Annotated in this window: 15 protein-coding genes and 2 pseudogenes; 10 read left to right on the top strand and 7 right to left on the bottom strand. The window is 73.4% G+C overall.

What is annotated here, in order from left to right; all coding sequences use genetic code 11:
• Positions 1–646: 646 nt before the first annotated feature.
• The gene (locus ASD48_RS39995; protein WP_057606846.1) at positions 647–1,108 is read right to left on the bottom strand and encodes a hypothetical protein; all 462 of its coding nucleotides are present in this window, start codon (positions 1,106–1,108) and stop codon (positions 647–649) included.
• 275 nt (positions 1,109–1,383) lie between these two features.
• Here ASD48_RS39995 and ASD48_RS39990 point away from each other — a divergent pair, with 275 nt between their 5' ends.
• The 4 genes from ASD48_RS39990 (at position 1,384) to fxsA (ending at position 5,536) form a co-directional block, all read left to right on the top strand.
• Positions 1,384–1,824: an Lrp/AsnC family transcriptional regulator gene (locus tag ASD48_RS39990; RefSeq protein WP_020128917.1), complete on the top strand. Its 441-nt coding sequence runs from the start codon at positions 1,384–1,386 to the stop codon at positions 1,822–1,824.
• Positions 1,825–1,891: 67 nt separating this feature from the next.
• Positions 1,892–3,508, top strand: a complete 1,617-nt coding sequence (locus ASD48_RS39985) for an amidohydrolase (RefSeq protein WP_057606845.1) — start codon at positions 1,892–1,894, stop codon at positions 3,506–3,508.
• A gap of 614 nt (positions 3,509–4,122) precedes the next feature.
• A complete protein-coding gene (locus ASD48_RS39980) occupies positions 4,123–4,959 on the top strand; it encodes a polyprenol monophosphomannose synthase (RefSeq protein ID WP_057606844.1) in 837 nt (278 codons plus the stop codon).
• A gap of 46 nt (positions 4,960–5,005) precedes the next feature.
• The gene (gene fxsA, locus ASD48_RS39975; RefSeq protein WP_057606843.1) at positions 5,006–5,536 is read left to right on the top strand and encodes an FxsA family membrane protein; all 531 of its coding nucleotides are present in this window, start codon (positions 5,006–5,008) and stop codon (positions 5,534–5,536) included.
• 292 nt (positions 5,537–5,828) lie between these two features.
• Here the strand turns inward: fxsA and ASD48_RS39970 are convergent, their stop codons facing one another.
• The 4 genes from ASD48_RS39970 to ASD48_RS39955 all read right to left on the bottom strand — a co-directional run bounded on the left by ASD48_RS39970 (position 5,829) and on the right by ASD48_RS39955 (position 9,454).
• Positions 5,829–6,203, bottom strand: coding sequence for an RNA polymerase-binding protein RbpA (locus tag ASD48_RS39970; protein ID WP_020128921.1), 375 nt, complete (start codon positions 6,201–6,203; stop codon positions 5,829–5,831).
• A 278-nt stretch (positions 6,204–6,481) separates the two neighbouring features.
• Positions 6,482–7,873, bottom strand: a complete 1,392-nt coding sequence (locus tag ASD48_RS39965) for an MFS transporter (protein WP_057606842.1) — start codon at positions 7,871–7,873, stop codon at positions 6,482–6,484.
• 52 nt (positions 7,874–7,925) lie between these two features.
• Positions 7,926–8,693, bottom strand: a complete 768-nt coding sequence (locus ASD48_RS39960; protein ID WP_057606841.1) for a glycerophosphodiester phosphodiesterase — start codon at positions 8,691–8,693, stop codon at positions 7,926–7,928.
• Positions 8,690–9,454, bottom strand: a complete 765-nt coding sequence (locus ASD48_RS39955; protein WP_242432875.1) for a hypothetical protein — start codon at positions 9,452–9,454, stop codon at positions 8,690–8,692. Before ASD48_RS39955 ends, ASD48_RS39960 begins: the two co-directional genes overlap by 4 nt.
• 30 nt (positions 9,455–9,484) lie before the next feature.
• Between ASD48_RS39955 and ASD48_RS39950 the strand changes: the two genes are divergently transcribed.
• Positions 9,485–10,984, top strand: coding sequence for a PLP-dependent aminotransferase family protein (locus ASD48_RS39950; protein ID WP_057606839.1), 1,500 nt, complete (start codon positions 9,485–9,487; stop codon positions 10,982–10,984).
• Between the two features lie 21 nt (positions 10,985–11,005).
• Here ASD48_RS39950 and ASD48_RS39945 read toward each other — a convergent pair.
• Both ASD48_RS39945 and ASD48_RS39940 read right to left on the bottom strand, forming a co-directional pair.
• Positions 11,006–12,667, bottom strand: a pseudogene (locus ASD48_RS39945) (hypothetical protein); the annotation flags it as partial.
• Positions 12,668–12,708: 41 nt separating this feature from the next.
• Positions 12,709–12,903, bottom strand: coding sequence for a hypothetical protein (locus tag ASD48_RS39940; protein ID WP_020128927.1), 195 nt, complete (start codon positions 12,901–12,903; stop codon positions 12,709–12,711).
• A 263-nt stretch (positions 12,904–13,166) separates the two neighbouring features.
• On the opposite strand from ASD48_RS39940, the gene ASD48_RS39935 reads away from it, so the two are divergent.
• The 5 genes and pseudogenes from ASD48_RS39935 to ASD48_RS44025 all read left to right on the top strand — a co-directional run.
• The gene (locus ASD48_RS39935; RefSeq protein WP_057606837.1) at positions 13,167–13,559 is read left to right on the top strand and encodes an ankyrin repeat domain-containing protein; all 393 of its coding nucleotides are present in this window, start codon (positions 13,167–13,169) and stop codon (positions 13,557–13,559) included.
• Between the two features lie 323 nt (positions 13,560–13,882).
• Positions 13,883–15,304, top strand: a complete 1,422-nt coding sequence (locus tag ASD48_RS39930) for a hypothetical protein (RefSeq protein ID WP_057606836.1) — start codon at positions 13,883–13,885, stop codon at positions 15,302–15,304.
• Positions 15,305–15,521: 217 nt separating this feature from the next.
• Positions 15,522–16,649 (top strand): glycosyltransferase family 1 protein, encoded by a 1,128-nt coding sequence (locus tag ASD48_RS39925; protein ID WP_057606835.1) that lies wholly within the window; start codon positions 15,522–15,524, stop codon positions 16,647–16,649.
• Positions 16,646–17,911, top strand: coding sequence for a glycosyltransferase (locus ASD48_RS39920; protein ID WP_242432870.1), 1,266 nt, complete (start codon positions 16,646–16,648; stop codon positions 17,909–17,911). The genes ASD48_RS39925 and ASD48_RS39920 overlap by 4 nt, the downstream gene beginning before the upstream one ends.
• A pseudogene (locus ASD48_RS44025) lies at positions 17,908–18,015 on the top strand (SGNH/GDSL hydrolase family protein); the annotation flags it as partial. The gene ASD48_RS39920 and the pseudogene ASD48_RS44025, both read left to right, overlap by 4 nt.
• Positions 18,016–18,172: the final 157 nt, after the last annotated feature.

The following is an 18,172-nucleotide window of genomic DNA, read 5'->3' as shown; positions in this document are numbered from 1 at the left end:
CGAACCCACTCGGGGTCGTGGCGCCCCGGCAGGGTGCGGCCCCGGTCGGCCCAGGTGCGCAGGAGGTCGCGGTAGATGGGCGGGTCCTGCGGGGGCGGAGGGGCCAGCGGAACCGATTCTGCCCGGACAGGTTCCGGGCGCGCGGGGACGAAGAGCTGGCGGTGACGCCCGGGCGCGACTGACTGGGTGGGGGTCATACCAGGGCAACGCGAAGCCGCCGGACAGGTCACCGGCAGGCACGGTCGAGCGTGAGTTCGGGGAGTGCCCCCGGTTCCGGCGCGACGCGTGTCCGGTCGGTCCGGTGAATCTGGCGGACCGTCACATGGCCTACGGGATGGCCCCGTTGCCGTTCGTCGCCACGCGACTTCCGTCGCCAGGCGCATTTCGCCCGCGCAGGCTTCCCGCGCGCAGGCTTCCTGCATGCCGGCTCCCCGGTCGCACCGGACGCGCGCGGTGAGCCGGTGCCACGCCCGCCGCCACGCCCGGCTTCGGTCCGGGCCGGCGGACGGGGGCGGCGGGCCGACGTCCGGTCCGCCGCGCTCCGGGCACGCTCCGGACACGCTGATCCCGCACCACGGCGACCTGCCGGCCGTGGTGCGGGGCAGCTACGGGAGTCGAGCCGGTGCGACGAGCGCGGAAGCGGCGCTCAGGCGGCCAGGCGGCGCATCGCCGGAACGCGCATCGGGCGCGAGCCCGGGCCGCCGACGTGCGAGAAGGGCTGGGTGCGCCAGTCCAGCCCCTGAGGGAGCGTCAACAGGAGCGCGGTGTCCTGCTCCTGGGGCTCCACGGACTCGTCCGCGGGCCGGGCCTCGGAGGCGCCCCGGCCCGTCCCGGCGCAGACCGTCAGCCCGAAGGGGTTCCACGGAGAGGCGCACAGCGCGTGCTCCGGCAGGACCTCCTCGTCCGCCAGCAGCGCGATGGGCTGCGCACAGTCAGGGCAGATCACCCGGTACATCTCGAAGGTGTCGTACGCGTCGAAGTGATCGGCGTCGTCGCCGTCGAAGCTGTCGGAGTAGTCCGCCTCGGGTTCGACGCCCTCCGGCTCGGGTTCGACGACGGACTGGAGCCGCTTGGGCGCGGTGCGACCAGGGCGCTTAAGACTCTGCATGGGATTCTCCCCCTCGGGCTGGGCCGTGAAGGCACTGCGGCCTCGACCACAGCAAGCACTTCCCGCCCTGTCTCGGCGGTAATCACGAGGACATCACGAAGAGTTGGCGAGTGCTGTGGCATTCGTCACATGCCGCTTGCAGGTGCCTCAAGGGTCGGTCGAGCCGCCGAACGACCCCCATCGGCCGCGTCGGCTCCCGGCCACATCACGAACCGGCTATGACCTGGGCTGCATAGGTATACGTGGAGATCGCACGCACGGTAAGTTCTTGCGTCATGGAGGAGCTGGACCGACAAATCGTGCAGCTGCTCGTCAAGGACGGGCGGATGAGTTACACCGATCTGGGCAAGGCCACGGGCCTGTCCACCTCGGCCGTGCACCAGCGGGTGCGCCGGCTGGAACAGCGCGGCGTCATCCGCGGATACGCGGCCGTGGTCGACTCCGAGGCCATCGGGCTGCCCCTGACCGCCTTCATCTCGGTGAAACCGTTCGACCCCAGCGCCCCCGACGACATCGCCGAGCGGCTGGCCGGCGTACCGGAGATCGAGGCCTGCCACAGCGTGGCCGGTGACGAGAACTACATCCTCAAGGTGCGCGTGGCCACCCCGCACGAGCTGGAGGAGCTGCTCGGGCGGCTCCGGGCGCTCGCCGGCGTCTCGACGCGCACGACGGTCGTGCTCTCCACCCCGTACGAGGCCCGGCCGCCCCGCATCTGAGGGATCCGAGCGGACCAGAGGGGTCCCCGTGCCCGAGCGGCCGGGGTGAGGCGCGAGACTGTTCCCCATGAGTGAGCGCACCGCCGAGCCGAAGACCGTACTGCTCCGCCGAGGAGAGGTACACAGCCCCGCCGATCCGTTCGCGACCGCGATGGTCGTCGAACGCGGCCAGGTCGCCTGGGTCGGCTCCGAGGGCGCCGCCGACGCCTTCGCGGACGGCGTCGACGAGGTGGTCGACCTGGACGGCGCCCTGGTCACCCCGGCCTTCACCGACGCCCATGTGCACGCCACGTCCACCGGCCTCGCGCTCACCGGTCTCGACCTCTCCGCCGCCCCCTCCCTGGCGGCCGCCCTCGCCCTCGTGCGGGCCTTCGCGGTGGCCCGTCCGCGGGACAAGGTGCTGCTCGGGCACGGTTGGGACGCCTCCCGCTGGCCGGAGGGCCGCCCGCCCCGGCGGGAGGAACTGGACGAGGCGACCGGCGGCCGACCGCTCTACCTCAGCCGGATCGACGTCCACTCCGCCGTGGTCACCACCGCCCTGCTGGAACTGGCGCGCGGGGCCCGCACCGCGCCCGGCTTCGCGGACGGCGCGCCCCTCACCCGCGACGCCCACCACGCCGTCCGCGCCGCCGCGTTCGCAGCCGTGACGCCCGCCCAGCGCGCCGAGGCCCAGCGGGCCGCCCTCGCGCACGCCGCCTCCCTCGGTATCGGCTCGGTCCACGAGTGCGGGGGACCCGAGATCTCCTCCGAGGACGACTTCACGGACCTGCTGCGGCTGGCCGCCGAGGAGCCCGGCCCCCGGGTCGTCGGCTACTGGGCCGAGCAGGACGTCGAGAAGGCCCGGCGGCTGGGCGCCCTCGGCGCCGCCGGAGACCTGTTCGTCGACGGCGCCCTCGGCTCCCACACCGCCTGTCTGCACGCCGCCTACACGGACGCCGACCACACCGGCACCGGCTACCTGGACGCCGCCGCGGTCGCCGCGCACGTGACGGACTGCACCGAGGCCGGCCTCCAGGCGGGTTTCCACGCCATCGGCGACGCCGCCGTGACCTCCGTCGTCGAGGGGGTGCGCGCCGCCGCGGAGAAGGTCGGCCTCGCCCGGATCCGCGCCGCCCGCCACCGCGTCGAGCACGCCGAGATGCTCACGCCCGAGACGATCGCCGCCTTCGCCGAACTCGGCCTCACCGCCTCCGTCCAGCCCGCCTTCGACGCCCTGTGGGGCGGCGAGGAGGGCATGTACGCCCAGCGTCTGGGCGTCGAGCGGGCCCGCACCCTGAACCCCTTCGCGGCCCTGCTGCGCGCGGGCGTCCCGCTCGCCTTCGGCTCGGACAGCCCGGTCACCCCCCTCGACCCCTGGGGCACGGTCCGCGCCGCCGCCTTCCACCGCACCCCCGAGCACCGGGTGTCCGCCCGCGCCGCGTTCACGGCCCACACGCGCGGCGGCTGGCGTGCCGTCGGCCGGGACGACGCGGGCGTCCTGGTCCCGGGTGCCCCCGCCGACTACGCGGTCTGGCGCACCGAGGAACTGGTCGTCCAGGCCCCCGACGACCGGGTCGCCCGCTGGTCCACCGACCCCCGCTCCGGCACCCCGGGCCTGCCGGACCTGACCCCCGGCACCGCACTCCCGGTGTGCCTGCGTACGGTGGTGGGCGGCCGGACGGTGTTCCTGCGGCCGAGCGAGTGATCTCCCGGGTCGGCCCGGTGAAGATCACCCGTCCGCCTGCCGACATACGACCGGTGTCTTCTCCGCGCTGACCTGGGCATTGACGAAAGATCCGCAGGTCAAGCCGCTGTTGACAGCCGATGGCTGGGGGCCGGTAGGTTCGGCGGAGTCCACCACCGGACGCCCCGCCCGGGGAACGCCCGCGCACTCGCCGCGGCGCCGCTGGGTCAGGGACGGTGAGCCGTACCGGCGCACCGCCACTGGCAGCCAGGCTCAGCGCCCGCGCCGCAGCGAGGGAACGTTCCGGCCGGTCGGGGAGGTGTGACCCGGATGGGGCCCGGGCGCTCAGTAGACAACGGCTTTCGGTCGACCCGCAGCCAGCGGGTCCCGGGCCGGCCCGAAGAGCGCCGGGCCCCCATCCGCAGCGGGCCCGTGCTCACCCGGGCCCGTGCCCATCCCGCTCGTGCCACCCCGCCCGTGCTCACCCCTGCGGGTCAGGTGCGTACATACAAGCCCAAACGTACGTTGTTACCCCGCTCTCGCCGCTTCGACACCACCGTTCGTACGTCCTGTCGCGTCACCGCAGGCGGCGGCCACTATGGTGGTCCTCTGCGTACGGACTTGAAGGGGCAGTAGTGAACGACGGCGACGGGACCCTCGCGGCACAGGACCGGGGGAGGCAGTTCGGTCCGCTCGGCACGGCCTTGGTGATCATCCCGACCTACAACGAGGCGGAGAACATCAAGACCATCGTCGGCCGGGTGCGCGAGGCCGTCCCCGAGGCCCACGTCCTCGTGGCCGACGACAACAGCCCCGACGGCACCGGCAAGCTCGCCGACGAGCTGGCCGTCGGCGACGACCACGTCCAGGTCCTGCACCGCAAGGGCAAGGAGGGCCTCGGCGCCGCCTACCTCGCGGGCTTCCGCTGGGGCCTGGCGAACGGCTACGGCGTGCTGATCGAGATGGACGCCGACGGCTCGCACCAGCCCGAGGAACTGCCCCGCCTGCTCACCGCGCTCAAGAGCGCCGATCTGGTTCTGGGCTCCCGCTGGGTGCCGGGCGGCCGGGTGGTCAACTGGCCCAAGTCCCGTGAGGTCATCTCCCGCGGCGGCAGCCTCTACTCCCGCCTCGCCCTCGACCTCCCGCTGCGTGACATCACCGGCGGCTACCGCGCCTTCCGGCGCGAGACCCTGGAGGGCCTCGGCCTGGAGCAGGTCGCCTCCCAGGGGTACTGCTTCCAGGTGGACCTCGCCCGCCGGGCCGTCAAGGCCGGCTACCACGTCATCGAGGTCCCCATCACCTTCGTCGAGCGTGAGCACGGCGACTCCAAGATGAGCCGGGACATCCTCGTCGAGGCCCTGTGGCGGGTCACGGCCTGGGGTGTGGGGGAGCGGGTCGGCAAGCTCACGGGCCGCAAAGCCGACCGTCCGGAGCGTCCGCAGGCGCCCGCGACGTCTCACAGCGACGGCTGATCGTCCCCTTATGCCGCTCTGAGCCTGCGCCGGGCACACTGGGAGCATGACGACTGGCTCTCCGACCCCCGCCTACCAGACACCCGCCCGCCCCCCGGCCCAGCCCCGCCGCTCCCGCCTGCGGACGTTTCTGCCGCTGGGGCTGGCCGCCTGGCTGGTGCTGGAGATCTGGCTGCTCACCGTGGTCGCGGGCGCGACGAGCGGGCTGGTGTTCCTCCTGCTCCTGGCCGCCGGGTTCGTCCTGGGCGCCGTGGTCATCAAGCGGGCGGGCCGCCGGGCCTTCCGAAACCTGAACGAGGCGCTCCAGCGCGGTACGGCCTCCTCCGACCGCAGCGGCGGCAACGGCCTCATGATGCTCGGCGGCCTGTTCCTGATGATCCCGGGGCTGGCCTCCGACGTGATCGGCCTGCTCCTGCTGCTCCCGCCGGTCCAGAAGGCGGTCGGCGGTTACGGGGAGCGCAAGCTGAGGGCGGCCTCGGGCACGCCCGGCACCCTGGGGGACGCCTTCCAGCAGGCCCGCATCCACCACCCGGACGGCAAGGTGGTGCAGGGCGAGGTCATCAGGGACGAGCGGTGAGCCACGGAATCTGATCGGCCGGTGAGTCACGCGCGGCCTGAGCGGCCCGGGGGGCAGCCCCCGGGCCGCTCAGGCCGCGTGACAGCGGGAAGCCGGTCGTCCTCACGCGCTCCCGGGCGGGTGGCACGCCATCGCATCGCCGCAGATCGCCGAGGGCGCAGATCGCCGCCCAGGGCACAGCTCGCCGCGGATCACCGAGGGCAGCACGACGACCGCGGGCGCCGTACGTAGGTCACGTACGGCGCCCGCGGTCGTTGTCGTGCGCTGTGAAGCGGGTCACAGCCCCTTGGGGCTATGCGCTTTTACGGCTGTCGCGGGGATGTACCGCAAGGTTCATCGCCCCGGACCGCAGAACGGCGAGCCGCTCCTCGAGGACCTCTTCGAGTTCCTCGCGGGTCCTCCGCTCCATCAGCATGTCCCAATGCGTACGCGCGGGCTTGGCCTTCTTCTCCTCAGGGCCGTCGCCGTCCACGAGGAGTGCAGGGGCTCCACAGACCTTGCACTCCCACTCCGGCGGAATCTCCGCCTCGACCGAGAAGGGCATCTCAAACCGGTGCCCCTTCTCGCATGCGTACTCCACGGCCTGGCGCGGGGCCAGGTCGATGCCGCGGTCCGTCTCGTAGCTGGTCACCACGAGGCGCGTGCCGCGAAGAGCTCGCTCACTCATGAATCGTGCCTCCCGGGCTTGTCGCCCACAGGACAGGTGTCGCTGTCGTCGTCATCCGGTCAACGTCCGGTCGGCGGTAAAGATTCCCGTTCGGAGTCCCGTTCCGGGTCATGCGTCGCCGTCGTAGCCGCGGTCTTGTCAACCAGTGCAGTACCCACCGGCGCCCGGTTTGTCACATCTGAAAGGAGATGTCACCCAGTGTTTCGGCATCTTTGACGCGCAGTAACGGTACGCCTGGCAGGCCAAACGCGTACACTACCGCCCTTTCGCCTTGAGCGCTAAATCTTCTCCGGCACCGGGTTCCCCGCGTCGCCGATCGCCCGCCGTACCGGCACCCGGGCGAGCAGCAGGAAGCCCACGACGAAGAAGACCACCAGCGAGATGATCGCGTCCCGGTAGCTCCCGGTCAGCTGGTAGGTGACCCCGAAGAGCAGCGGGCCGAGCCAGCTCATCCCGCGGTCGCTCATCTCGTACGCCGAGAAGTACTCGGCCTCCTTGCCGGGCGGGACCAGATGGGAGAAGAGGGAGCGGGACAGTGCCTGGCTGCCGCCGAGGACCAGACCGATCGCGGCCGCCAGCAGGAAGAAACCGACCGGCGCCCCGGCCGGGAGGAAGTAGCCGGCGCCCAGGGTGAGCGTCCAGGCCGCGAGTGAGCCGAGGATCGTGCGCTTCGCGCCGTAGGTCCGGGCCAGCCGGCCCATGCCCAGCGCGCCCGCCACCGCCAGCACCTGCACCAGCAGGACGGCCCCGATCAGCGTGGACTGGCCGAGGCCCAGCTCCTCGGAGCCGTAGACCGAGGCCTGGGAGATCACGGTCTGGATGCCGTCGTTGTAGATCAGGTACGCGAGGAGGAAGGAGAGGGTCAGCGGGTGGCGGCGCATGTCGCGGACCGTCGCCGCGAGCTGACGCAGTCCGGGAGCCGTGCGGGTCGTCCGGTCCGTCCGGTCCGTCGGATCCGGCCGAGCGGACGTCTCCCGGCCGGCGGCCGGCCGGTCGCGCAGCCGCAGCAGCGGGATCAGGGTGAAGCCGCCCCACCACAGGCCCGCCGAGGCCAGGCAGATCCGCACCGCCGTCGACTCCGAGACGCCGAAGGAGTCGTGGGCGAGGTAGAGCACCAGGTTGACGACCAGGACCAGGGAGCCCGCCGCATAGCCGAAGGCCCACCCCCGGGAGGAGACCGCGTCGCGTTCCTCGGGCGGGGCAATCTGCGGGAGATAGGAGTTGTAGAGCATCATCGCCACCGACTGGGCGGCGTTCGCCACGATCAGCAGGGCGCCCCCCAGCAGATAGCGGTCGCCGCCCAGGAAGAACATGCCGGTCGTGGCCGCGGCGCCCACGTACGCGGCGGCGCCCAGCAGGGGCTTCTTGCGGCCGCTGCGGTCGGCGGCCGCCCCCACCAGGGGCATCACCAGCACGGCCACGATCACCGACAGGGACACCGAGTAGGCGAAGAAGGAACCCGCCCGCACCGGGATGCCCAGCGGATGTACGTACCCGTCGGCGTCCGCCGCCCGCTTGGCGACCGATGTCAGGTATGGGCCGAGGAACACGGTGAGCACGCTCGTCGAGTAGACGGAGCACGCCCAGTCGTAGAAGTACCAGCCGCGCTGCTCGCGCCGCCGTTGGGCGGCCTCGTCGGACGCCGTCGTCCGCACGGTGTCGATGTCCACCCGTGCCCTCGCTTCCCGCTGCCGCAGTCGCGCGCGGGCGACGGGCCCGAGGTCAGACCCAGACGCCGCGGTCTTCCATGACCTCGCGCAACGTGTCGATGTGATCGGTCATGATGCCATCGACCCCGAGGTCCAGGAGCCGGTGCATCCGATCCGGATCGTTGATCGTCCACACGTGCACCTGCAGCCCGCGCGCGTGGGCGGTCCGCAGGAAGCGCCGGTCCACGACCTGGATGCCCGACTGGCTCTCGGGCACCTGCGCGGCGACCGCCGAGCGACGCAGCGCCGCGGGCAGGCCCCAGGACCGCAGCCGCAGGTTGAGCACGCCCCGGGTGCCGTACGAGGTCGCCAGGCGCGGCCCGGCCAGCCGCTGGGCCCGCACCACGCGCGCCTCCGAGAACGAGCCGACGCAGACCCGGTCCCAAGCGCCCGTGCGTGCGATCAGGTTGAGCAGCGGGTGCAGCGCGGGCTCCGCCTTGAGATCGACGTTCCACCGCACCTCGGGGAAGGTCTCCAGGAGTTCCTCGAAGAGCGGCACCGGCTCCCTGCCCGCCACGCGCGCGTGCCGGACGTCCGACCAGGGGAGGTCCGCTATGCGGCCCGCGCCGTCGGTCATCCGGTCCAGCGTCGCGTCGTGGAAGGCGACGAGCCTGCCGTCCCGTGTGGCGTGCACATCGGTCTCGACATAGCGGTAACCCGCCTCGACCGCGCGGCGGAACTGCGCGGTGGTGTTCTCCAGACCGTCCGCGGCCCCGCCGCGGTGGGCGAACGGGATGGGCCCCGGATGGTCGAGATACGGGTGGGTCATGAGGCTGGTCACGGACGCAGTATGGCTCCCTGTGGTGTCCCGGTGGCAACGACCGTGCTGCCGCGCGGTGCAGCGGGAACGGCGAACGTCCGCAGGAAGAGCTGGGCGAGCGGACCGATCGTCACCGCGTAGAGCACGGTGCCGACGCCGATGGTGCCGCCGAGGGCGAACCCGGTTACCACGACCGCCACCTCCACGGCCGTGCGCATCAGCCGGATCGAACGCCCGGTACGCCGGTGCAGCCCCGTCATCAGCCCGTCGCGCGGGCCGGGGCCGAAGCTGGCGGCGATGTAGAGGCCGGTGGCCACCCCGTTCAGGACGATCCCCGCCAGCAGCAGCGGCACCTGGACGGCGAGCCCGTGCGCTTCGGGGACGTACGCGAGCGTGCCGTCCATCGCGAGGCCGACGACGAAGACGTTGGAGACCGTGCCGAGGCCCGGGCGCTGGCGCAGCGGGATCCACAGCAGCAGTACCGCCGCGCCGACGACGATGGACACGACGCCGATGGTCAGGCCGGTGAGCTCGGACAGACCCTGGTGCAGCACGTTCCAGGGTTCGAGGCCGAGGCCCGCCCGCACGAGGAGCGCGGAGCTGGCGCCGTAGAGCGCGAGACCGGCGTACAGCTGGATCAGCCGGCGGGCGAGGTGGCCGTGCCCGTCCCGCGGGGCTGTTTCCTGCGGTGGCGGCTCGGGCGGCTCGGACAAGGGGTCCCCCTGGTGGTCGTAGTGGCCTGACCCGTGACACTCTGTGGCTTGGAAGCACAGGGCATCCATGGCCAATTCGGGGAAGGTGGACTGGTAATCATGGCGCAGTGGACCTCGGCGGTGGGGGCCGCGCAGCTCGCGCGGCTGCTCAAGTCCCAGCAGGACCGTCCGGCCGGCCCCGGTTCGCGTCGGCCGCCGGCCTACCGGGCGCTCGCGGACGGCATCCGGCTGCTGGTGCTGGAGGGCCGCGTCCCCGTCGCCGCGCGCCTGCCCGCGGAGCGCGAACTGGCGCTCTCCCTGTCCGTGAGCCGGACGACCGTCGCCGCCGCCTACGAGGCGCTGCGCGCCGAGGGATTCCTGGAGTCCCGGCGCGGCGCGGGCAGCTGGACCGCGGTCCCGGCCGGCAACCCGGTTCCGGCGCGCGGCCTGGAGCCCCTGCCGCCCGAGGCGCTCGGCTCGATCATCGACCTGGGCTGCGCGGCGCTGCCCGCGCCCGAGCCCTGGCTCACCCGGGCGGTGCGGGGCGCGCTGGAGGAGCTGCCCCCGTACGCCCACACGCACGGTGACTATCCGGCGGGCCTGCCCGCGCTGCGGTCGATGATCGCCGAGCGGTACACCGCGCGCGGGATCCCGACGATGCCCGAGCAGATCATGGTCACCACCGGCGCGATGGGCGCCATCGACGCCATCTGCCATCTGTTCGGCGGGCGCGGCGAGCGCATCGCCGTCGAGTCGCCCTCCTACGCCAACATCCTCCAGCTGATGCGTGAGGCGGGTGCGCGCCTGGTGCCCGTCGCGATGGCCGAGGGGCTCGCCGGGTGGGACATGGACCGCTGGCGCCAGGTGCTGCGCGAGGCCGCGCCGAGGATCGCTTATGTCGTCGCCGACTTCCACAACCCGACCGGCGCGCTCGCCGACGAGGACCAGCGGCGCCGGCTCGTGGAGGCGGCCCGCTCCGCCGGGACCGTGCTGGTCGCCGACGAGACGATGAGCGAACTGTGGCTCGACGACGATGTCGAGATGCCCAGGCCCGTGTGCGGCTTCGACCCCGCGGGGTCGACGGTGATCACGGTGGGGTCGGCGAGCAAGGCCTTCTGGGCCGGGATGCGCATCGGCTGGGTGCGGGCGGCCCCGGACGTCATCCGCAGCCTCGTCGCGGCGCGCGCCTACGCCGACCTGGGTACGCCGGTGCTGGAGCAGCTGGCGGTGAACTGGCTGTTCAGCACCGGCGGCTGGGCGCAGGCCGTCGAGCTGCGCCGCCTCCAGGCCCGGGAGAACCGGGACGACCTGGTCGCGGCGGTGCGCCGGGAGCTTCCGGAATGGGAGTTCGCGGTGCCCAAGGGCGGGCTGACGCTGTGGGTGCGGGCCGGGGGCCTCTCCGGGTCCCGGCTAGCCGAGGCGGGGGAGCGGGTGGGCCTGCGGGTGCCGTCCGGACCGCGGTTCGGCGTGGACGGTGCCTTCGAGGGCTATGTGCGGCTGCCGTTCACCGTGGGAGGCGCGGTGGCGGAGGAGGCGGCCGCCCGGCTGGCGGCCGCGGCCCGGATCGTGGAGAGCGGGGGGACGGTCGGAGCCGAGGGGCCGCGCACCTTCGTCGCCTAGGAGAACGCGCGGCGGGGGCGGTCACCCGCCCGCGCTGGACACCTGCTCCGCGCCCACGGCTTCGGCCGCCACGGCGTCGGCGCCCGTGGCCTTCGTGGCCTCGGCGTCCGCCTCCACGGCTTTGGTGAGCACGACCTCGGCCGGTACCGGGGGCAATGTCTCCGTGTCGGCCGGGGTGGAGCGCGGCGGAAGCAGGTCCAGCACCGCCTGCCGCTGCGCGTCGCTTGTCGCGTCGTCGTACGGGTCCGGCGTCGCCGGCACCTGGAGCCGGTGCACCGGCCCCGAACCGAGCCGGGCGTAACCGCGTCCCGGCGGTGTGTGGTCGACGGGCGTGGTGTGCGGGGGCGCGCCGAGGACCGCCTCCAGCTGCTCCCTCGACGCCGGACCGAGCGCGACCCGCGCGCGGGTGTGCTGCCGTACGGCGTCGCTCAGCGAGTCCAGGGCGTCGAACTGCTCGGCCACCACCACCGTGACCCCGACCGCGCGGCCGTGTCGCAGGGGGACCTGGAGGAGGGACTGCGGGTCCTTGTGGCCGTCCGTGTCGGCCAGGTGGGTGAAGGCGGTGGGGCGGTCCAGAAGGATCCACAGGGGGTGCTTGGTGTCCTCCGGCGGCGGGTCGCCCGCCTGCCGGGCGCGGTTGGCGGCGATGAGCCGGCGCTCCGCCTCGTGCACCGCCCACTCCAGGGCGGCCAGCGCCCCGGCCAGTCCGACCTCGACGCCCAGGACGCCGTCCCGGCCGGTGAGGCAGGCGTACTCGCCGGTGCTGCCGCCCTCGATCACCAGGACGTCGCCGTGCTGGAGTGCCTGGAGGGCGATGGAGCGCAGCAGGGTGGAGGTGCCGCTGCCGGGCTGGCCGACCGCCAGCAGGTGCGGCTCGGTGGAGCGGAGGCCGGTGCGCCAGACGACCGGCGGTACGTCGCGCCGGTCCTCACCGTGGGCGAGGGGGAGCGTGCGCTGGACCCGGGAGGGGTCGGTGAAGCCCAGCACCGTCTCGCCGGGCGCGGTGACGAAGCGCTGGGCGGCGAAGTCGGTGGGGAGCGGGGCGAGGACACTGAGGGTGAGTTCGTTGCCCTCCTCGTCCCAGACGAAGAGGTATTCGCGGCCACGGCCGGACTTCGCGGCGAGCAGCTGCTCGATCCGTGCGCGTGAGGCGGCCTCGCCGTCCGGGAAGAACGCGGGGTAGCGGATCACGAGGAGGGTCACGCGGCCCGAGTCGTCGAACTCCTGCGTCGGGAAGACGGTCTCCCAGTCGCCGCCGTGGGCGTAGAGGGGAGCGGGGTCGTCGGCCGTCGAGAAGTGCGGGACCAGGGCCTCGTACAGCACCTGGAGCCGCTGGATCTGCGACTCGTCGGGGCCTTCGGGAGCCGGTGGGGTGCGGTCCCTGCCCTGCCAGGCCGCTGCCGCCATCAGGGTGATGACGGCGAGCAGCGGGCCGTACGGCACCAGCACCACGACCAGGATCAGCGAGGCCACCAGGAACAGCAGCGGCCCGCGCTTGTCCCTGGGGGTCTCGGCCCACCTGCGCCGCCCGGCCGAGGCCAGCCGGCGCAGTCCGCGGGTGATCGTGATCAGCGGATGGAGAACATCGGTGGCGCTGTCGGCCGCCGTCCGGGCCAGCTCCCGGCTCCGGGCGATCTGCGCGCTGCCTGTGCTCAGGATGCTGGGAAGGGGGCGCCGGGCCACTGCTGTCTCCTGTGAGGTGCGTACGGACGGGACGTGCGGCGTCAGAACTTGATGCCGCCGAGGAGGCTCGCCAGGCTCTCGCCGCCTGCCTTGATGCTCGGGGCGATGGCCGTGCTGGCCATGTAGAACCCGAACAGGGCCGAGACCACGGCGTGCGACGCCTTGAGCCCGTCCTTGCGGAAGAAGAGGAAGACGATGATGCCGAGCAGGACTACGCCTGACATGGACAGGATCATTTGGGTTCTCCTGGTTCGCGGGGGACAGTCACCATGAGTACTTCCAGGATCACAGGATGTATCCATACTACAAAAGGTGCAACTAGGTGAAAAACGGCTGTTTTCCCCCAGCTGGCGGAAGGCCTGGTGGGCTGCCTGAGCAGGAGAGTTGCGTCGAACGGGTCTGCCCGTGATCTTTGCCGACGACGGGACCGGCCATGTTTCCGACGAGCCAGTACGCTGGCGATTCACCTGAACGGTTGAGTGGAGAGGCGGACCGGCCGATGAGCGAAGGCCCCGACCCCGAGGTCGTGGAGCTGGCGACCAAGATCTTCGATCTGGCCCGCGGGGGTCGGACCGAGGAGCTCGTGGCGTATGTCGACGCGGGCGTTCCGGCCAACCTCACCAATGACCGCGGCGACTCCCTGGTGATGCTCGCCGCGTATCACGGCCACGCCGACGCGGTCCGGGCCCTGCTGGCCCGCGGCGCCGAGGCCGACCGGATCAACGACCGAGGTCAGACCCCGCTCGCCGGGGCGGCCTTCAAGGGCGAGACGGACGTCATCAAGGTCCTGCTGGAGGCCGGCGCCGACCCCTCCCAGGGGACCCCGTCGGCCGTCGACACCGCTCGCATGTTCGGCAGGGCGGAGCTGCTCGAGCTGTTCGGCGTGCACTGAGCCGACGGTTGCGAGCAGGTCAACGAGAGTTCCTGACCAGGTAAATCGACGACCACGGGGGAGGCGGTACAAGGCCGCCGGAAATTTCGGTCGCGGCAGGTAGAACAGCCGGGTCATCATGACGTCGTGATTCACGGACGCGATGGCTGGGCAGGTGTTGCCGCACCGCGCGGGCCGTGACGCGGTCCGCATGGGCCACCGACGAGAGGCAGAGGAAAATGGTCTACAGCAAGCAGGAAACGGCGGGCGCCCCGACGTGTTGTCACGCGGCCAGGTAATGCACGTCCCCGGTTGCGTCGACGCTTGATGTGAGGCTGTTTCCCATGTTCGATCCGGTCATAGCGCCCAGCGGTACGCTGCTCGGCCTGCTCCAGAGGGGGCGCGGCGACGGCACGTTGCACGCGCTCACCGCTCCGCGAGCCGAGGCGCTCGCGGCGCTGAACCACTGTGTGCTGCGGGACCCCCGCCACGACTGGCAGGTGGAGAACCGCTCCCTCTACTACGCCCGTCTCTACCTCGATCTGCACGGCGAGCTGGACGAGATCGAGGCCCACCTCTTCGACGTCGAGGACTCCTTCGACACCGAGGAATCACGCACGGGCCTGGCCCTGGCCGTCCTCGGCCACCTCGCCTCCTATGGCAGGCGGGAGGCCCTGGCCCTGCTGCGCCGCTACGCGGCCTCAGGAGCCAACTGGGCCTGGGCCCTGGACGAACTCGCCCTGCGGGACGACGACGCCGGCCTGCGGGCCCTCGCGGAACCCGTGCTGGCACGGTTCGCCACCGATACCGAGGGCGAGGCCGAGCTCGCCGCCGCCGTACGGGACGCCTTCGAACCCCGGCCCTGGCGGCTGTGGGCCGAGGATCCCCGCGAGTACGTCTCCACGCGCGTGCGTGCCGCTCAGGAGGCCGGCTGTTTCGACCGCTGGCAACGGCAGCTCAGTCCGAGCGGGCCCCGCCCCGGCTGGAGCGTCCAGGCCGTCTTCGAATGGGCCCAGCAGGGCGTCGAACGCGGAGCCGCGCTCCACGTCCCCGCCGCACGCTGCCTGTCCGCCGTGGCCGGGCCCGAGGACCGCGCCGAGATCGTGCAGGCGGCCAAGGACGGCTCCGAGGGAGCCCGCTGCACCGCCCTGCGCTACCTCGCCGACTTCAACGACCCCGACGCCCTCCTCCTCATCGAACAGGCCGTGGCCACCGGCTCGACGCCCGTCGTCGAGGCCGCGGTCGACGCCTTCGAGCGCATGCGCAGCGTCGCCGCCGTGGACCGGGCCCGTGGCTGGGCCCACCGGCCCGACCCCCTGGGCGCCGCGGCCGGCCGCATGCTCGCCTGCCGGGGCGGCACCCAGGACAGCGACCTGGTCCTCGGCGCGCTGCGCGAGGCCGTACGCGGCGAGGGCTGCGACGCGCCGAGCCTGTGGACCCTCGTCGACGGCGCCGGACGGCTCGGCATCGTCTGCGCGGCACCCGTACTGCGCCATATCTACCGCGAGACGGCCTCGTCCCATCTGCGCGGGCGCTGCGCCCGCGCACTCGCCGCCACCGACCCCTCCTACGCCACCGGCTTCGCCGTCGAGTGCCTCTGGGACTGCGAGGAGGGCACCCGCGAGATCGCCGCCCGGCACGCCGAGACCGGTGACACCCGGGTCGTGGAACGCCTGCGCCGGCTCGCCGCCGATCCGGCCGAGGAGGCGGAGGTCCAGACGGCCGTGCGGAGCCGGATCGGACCGGACGCCGCGTCCGCGATGTGAAGGTCGGGACAGGCCGCCGCCCGAGGGGAGCCTGGCGGCGGCCGGCCCGGCACATGAACAACCGATGGCCCGCCGGGCGGACCGGCATGGACGCCGTCTGACCTGCGCGGTACGCGGCGGGCACGTACCGGGTGCGCAGCGCAACGCTCACGGGACGTTTGTCGTCCGGAAAGATCCACTTTGACGCGTCCACGTCCGGGGCGGCGACAACACGGGTATGCGTGTCGTCATCGTGACCGAATCCTTTCCCCCCGACGTGAACGGCGTGGCCCATTGCGCCTTCCAGACCGCCCGGCACCTCGTCGATCGCGGTCACACCCCCGTCGTCGTCGCCCCGGCCACCGCCGCCGGGACCGGGCCGGACGCCGGAGCGCCCTGCCCCGTCGTCCGGGTCCCCTCCCTTCCGCTCCCCGGCTACCCCCAGGTCCGCGTCGCCCTCCCCAGCCGACGCGTCGCCGCCGCCGTCGCCGAGCACCGGGCCGACATGGTCCACCTGGCCAGCCCGTTCATCCTCGGCGTCCGGGGCATGGCGGCCGCCGCCCGGCTCGGCATCCCCGCCGTCGCCGTCTACCAGACCGACCTGGGCGGCTACGCCCGCACCTACATGGGCGCCGGCGAGGCAGCCGCCTGGCGCCGGATACGGTCCGTCCACGCCGCCGCCGACCTCACCCTCGCCCCCTCCAGCGCGGCCCTGCACGACCTGGACACGCACGGGGTGCCCCGGGTGAAGCTGTGGCCGCGGGGCGTGGACACCCGGCGCTTCCGCCCCGACCGCCGCGACGAGGCACTGCGCCGCGCACTGGCCCCGAACGGCGAGCTGATCGTCGGCTACGTCGGACGGCTCGCCCCCGAGAAGCACGTCGAGCTGCTGTCCGGCGTCCGCGGGCTGCCGGGCGTCCGGATCGTGGTGGTGGGCGACGGGCCCAGCAGGCCCGGCCTGGAGGAGGCCCTGCCGGGCGCGGTCTTCCTCGGCAACCGCACCGGCGACGAACTCGCGCGGATCTTCGCCTCGCTGGACGTGTTCGTGCACACCGGCCCCTTCGAGACCTTCTGCCAGACCGTGCAGGAGGCCATGGCCAGCGGTGTGCCGGTGGTCGCCCCCGCCGCGGGCGGTCCGCTGGACCTGGTCGCCCACGGGCGTACCGGCCTGCTCGTCCCGCCCCGGGATGCCGCCGTCGTGCAGGACGCGGTGGCTGCGCTGGTGGCCGACCCCGCGCGACGGGCCGCCTACGGCGCCGCCGGCCGGGCCGCGGTCGAGGGGCGCACCTGGGCCGCCGTCGGCGACCGGCTCATCGGTCACTACGAGGACGTGCTCGCCGCGCGCCGACCGGCGGTGGCGGCGTGAGCGGCTCGAACGGCATGAACGGCGTGAGCGGCAGCGACGGCGAAATCGGCCCCGTCCGCCCCGCCTCCACGGCCGCGGGCGCCGGGCCGCTGCGGATCGTGCGGCTCGCCAACTTCGTGGCCCCCGCCTCGGGCGGCCTGCGCACGGCCCTGCGCGAACTCGGCAAGGGCTATCGCGCGGCCGGCCACGAGCCGGTCCTGATCGTGCCCGGCGAGCGGGAGAGCGACCGCCGGACCGAGCAGGGGCGGGTGATCACCCTGCCGGGGCCGCTGCTGCCCGGCACCGGCGGCTACCGCGTCCTCACCGACCGACGGCGGGTCGCCCGCCTGCTGGAGGAACTCGCCCCCGACCGCCTGGAGGTCTCCGACCGTACGACGTTGCGCTGGACCGGCAAGTGGGCGCGGCGGGCCCGGGTTCCCGCCGTGATGGTCTCCCACGAGACCGCCGACGGCGTCCTGCGCACCTGGCGGGTGCCGGAAGGCGCGGCCCGGCGCGCCGCCGACGCGCTCAACCTCCGTACGGCGCACACGTACGCGCGCGTGGTGTGCACCACCGAGTTTGCCGAGCGGGAGTTCGTGCGGATCGGGGCGCGCAACGTCGTGCGGGCGCCGCTGGGCGTCGACCTCGTCGAACGGCACCCCTCCCTGTACGACGCCGGGCTGCGGGCCCGTCACGCGCGCGAGGACCAGACCTTGGTGGTGATGTGCACCCGCCTGTCCGTGGAGAAGCGGCCCGGCACGGCGCTGGACGCCCTGGAGGCCTTGCTGCGGCGCGGTGCGCGGGCGGTGCTCGTCGTCGCGGGCGACGGACCGCTGCGGCCGCGGCTGGAGCAGCGGGCCCGCGAGCGCGGGCTGCCCGTGACGTTCCTGGGCCATGTCTCCGACCGTGGCGCGCTCGGGGCCCTGCAGGCCTCGGCCGACGTGTGTCTGGCCCCGGGACCCGCGGAGACGTTCGGGCTCGCCGCGCTGGAGGCCATGGCGTGCGGGACCCCCGTCGTCGCGAGCGCCTCCTCGGCGCTCCCCGAGGTGATCGGCGCCGCGGGGGCCACGGCGGCCGACCGGGGGGAGGCGTTCGCGGACGCCGTGCAGAACCTCCTGCGGCGCCCCCTCGCGGCCCGCCGGGAGGCCGCACGCGCGCGTGCGGAGTGCTTCGGCTGGCGTACTGCGGTCGACGCCTTCCTCAAGGCGCACGACGCGACGGCGTCGGTCCCGGCACCGGTGACCGCACCCGTGCCTCCTTTCGCGCCCGGAGGCCTCGCATGAGACGCATCCGCTTCGTCGCCCTCGGGGACTCGCTCACCGAGGGTGTGGGGGACCCCGTGGGCGAGGGATGGCGCGGCTGGGCCGCACTGCTCGCCCAGGGCCTGGTCGGCGAGAGCGAGGGATCCGGGCTGGGTGTCGCGCGGGGTGCCGTGCGTCCGGCCGGGATCGAGGGGCTCGCGGGGGCCATGGAGGAGGAGCGGCTCGCGGGAGCCGAGGGGCTTGTGGGGGCCGACGGGCCAGCGGGAACCAAGGCGCTGGCGG

It is taken from the genome of Streptomyces sp. Root1310 (assembly GCF_001426425.1).
Classification (GTDB): Bacteria; Actinomycetota; Actinomycetes; order Streptomycetales; family Streptomycetaceae; genus Streptomyces.
Note: the sequence above shows the minus strand (reverse complement) of the source record. Positions and strands in the feature narration are given on the sequence as shown.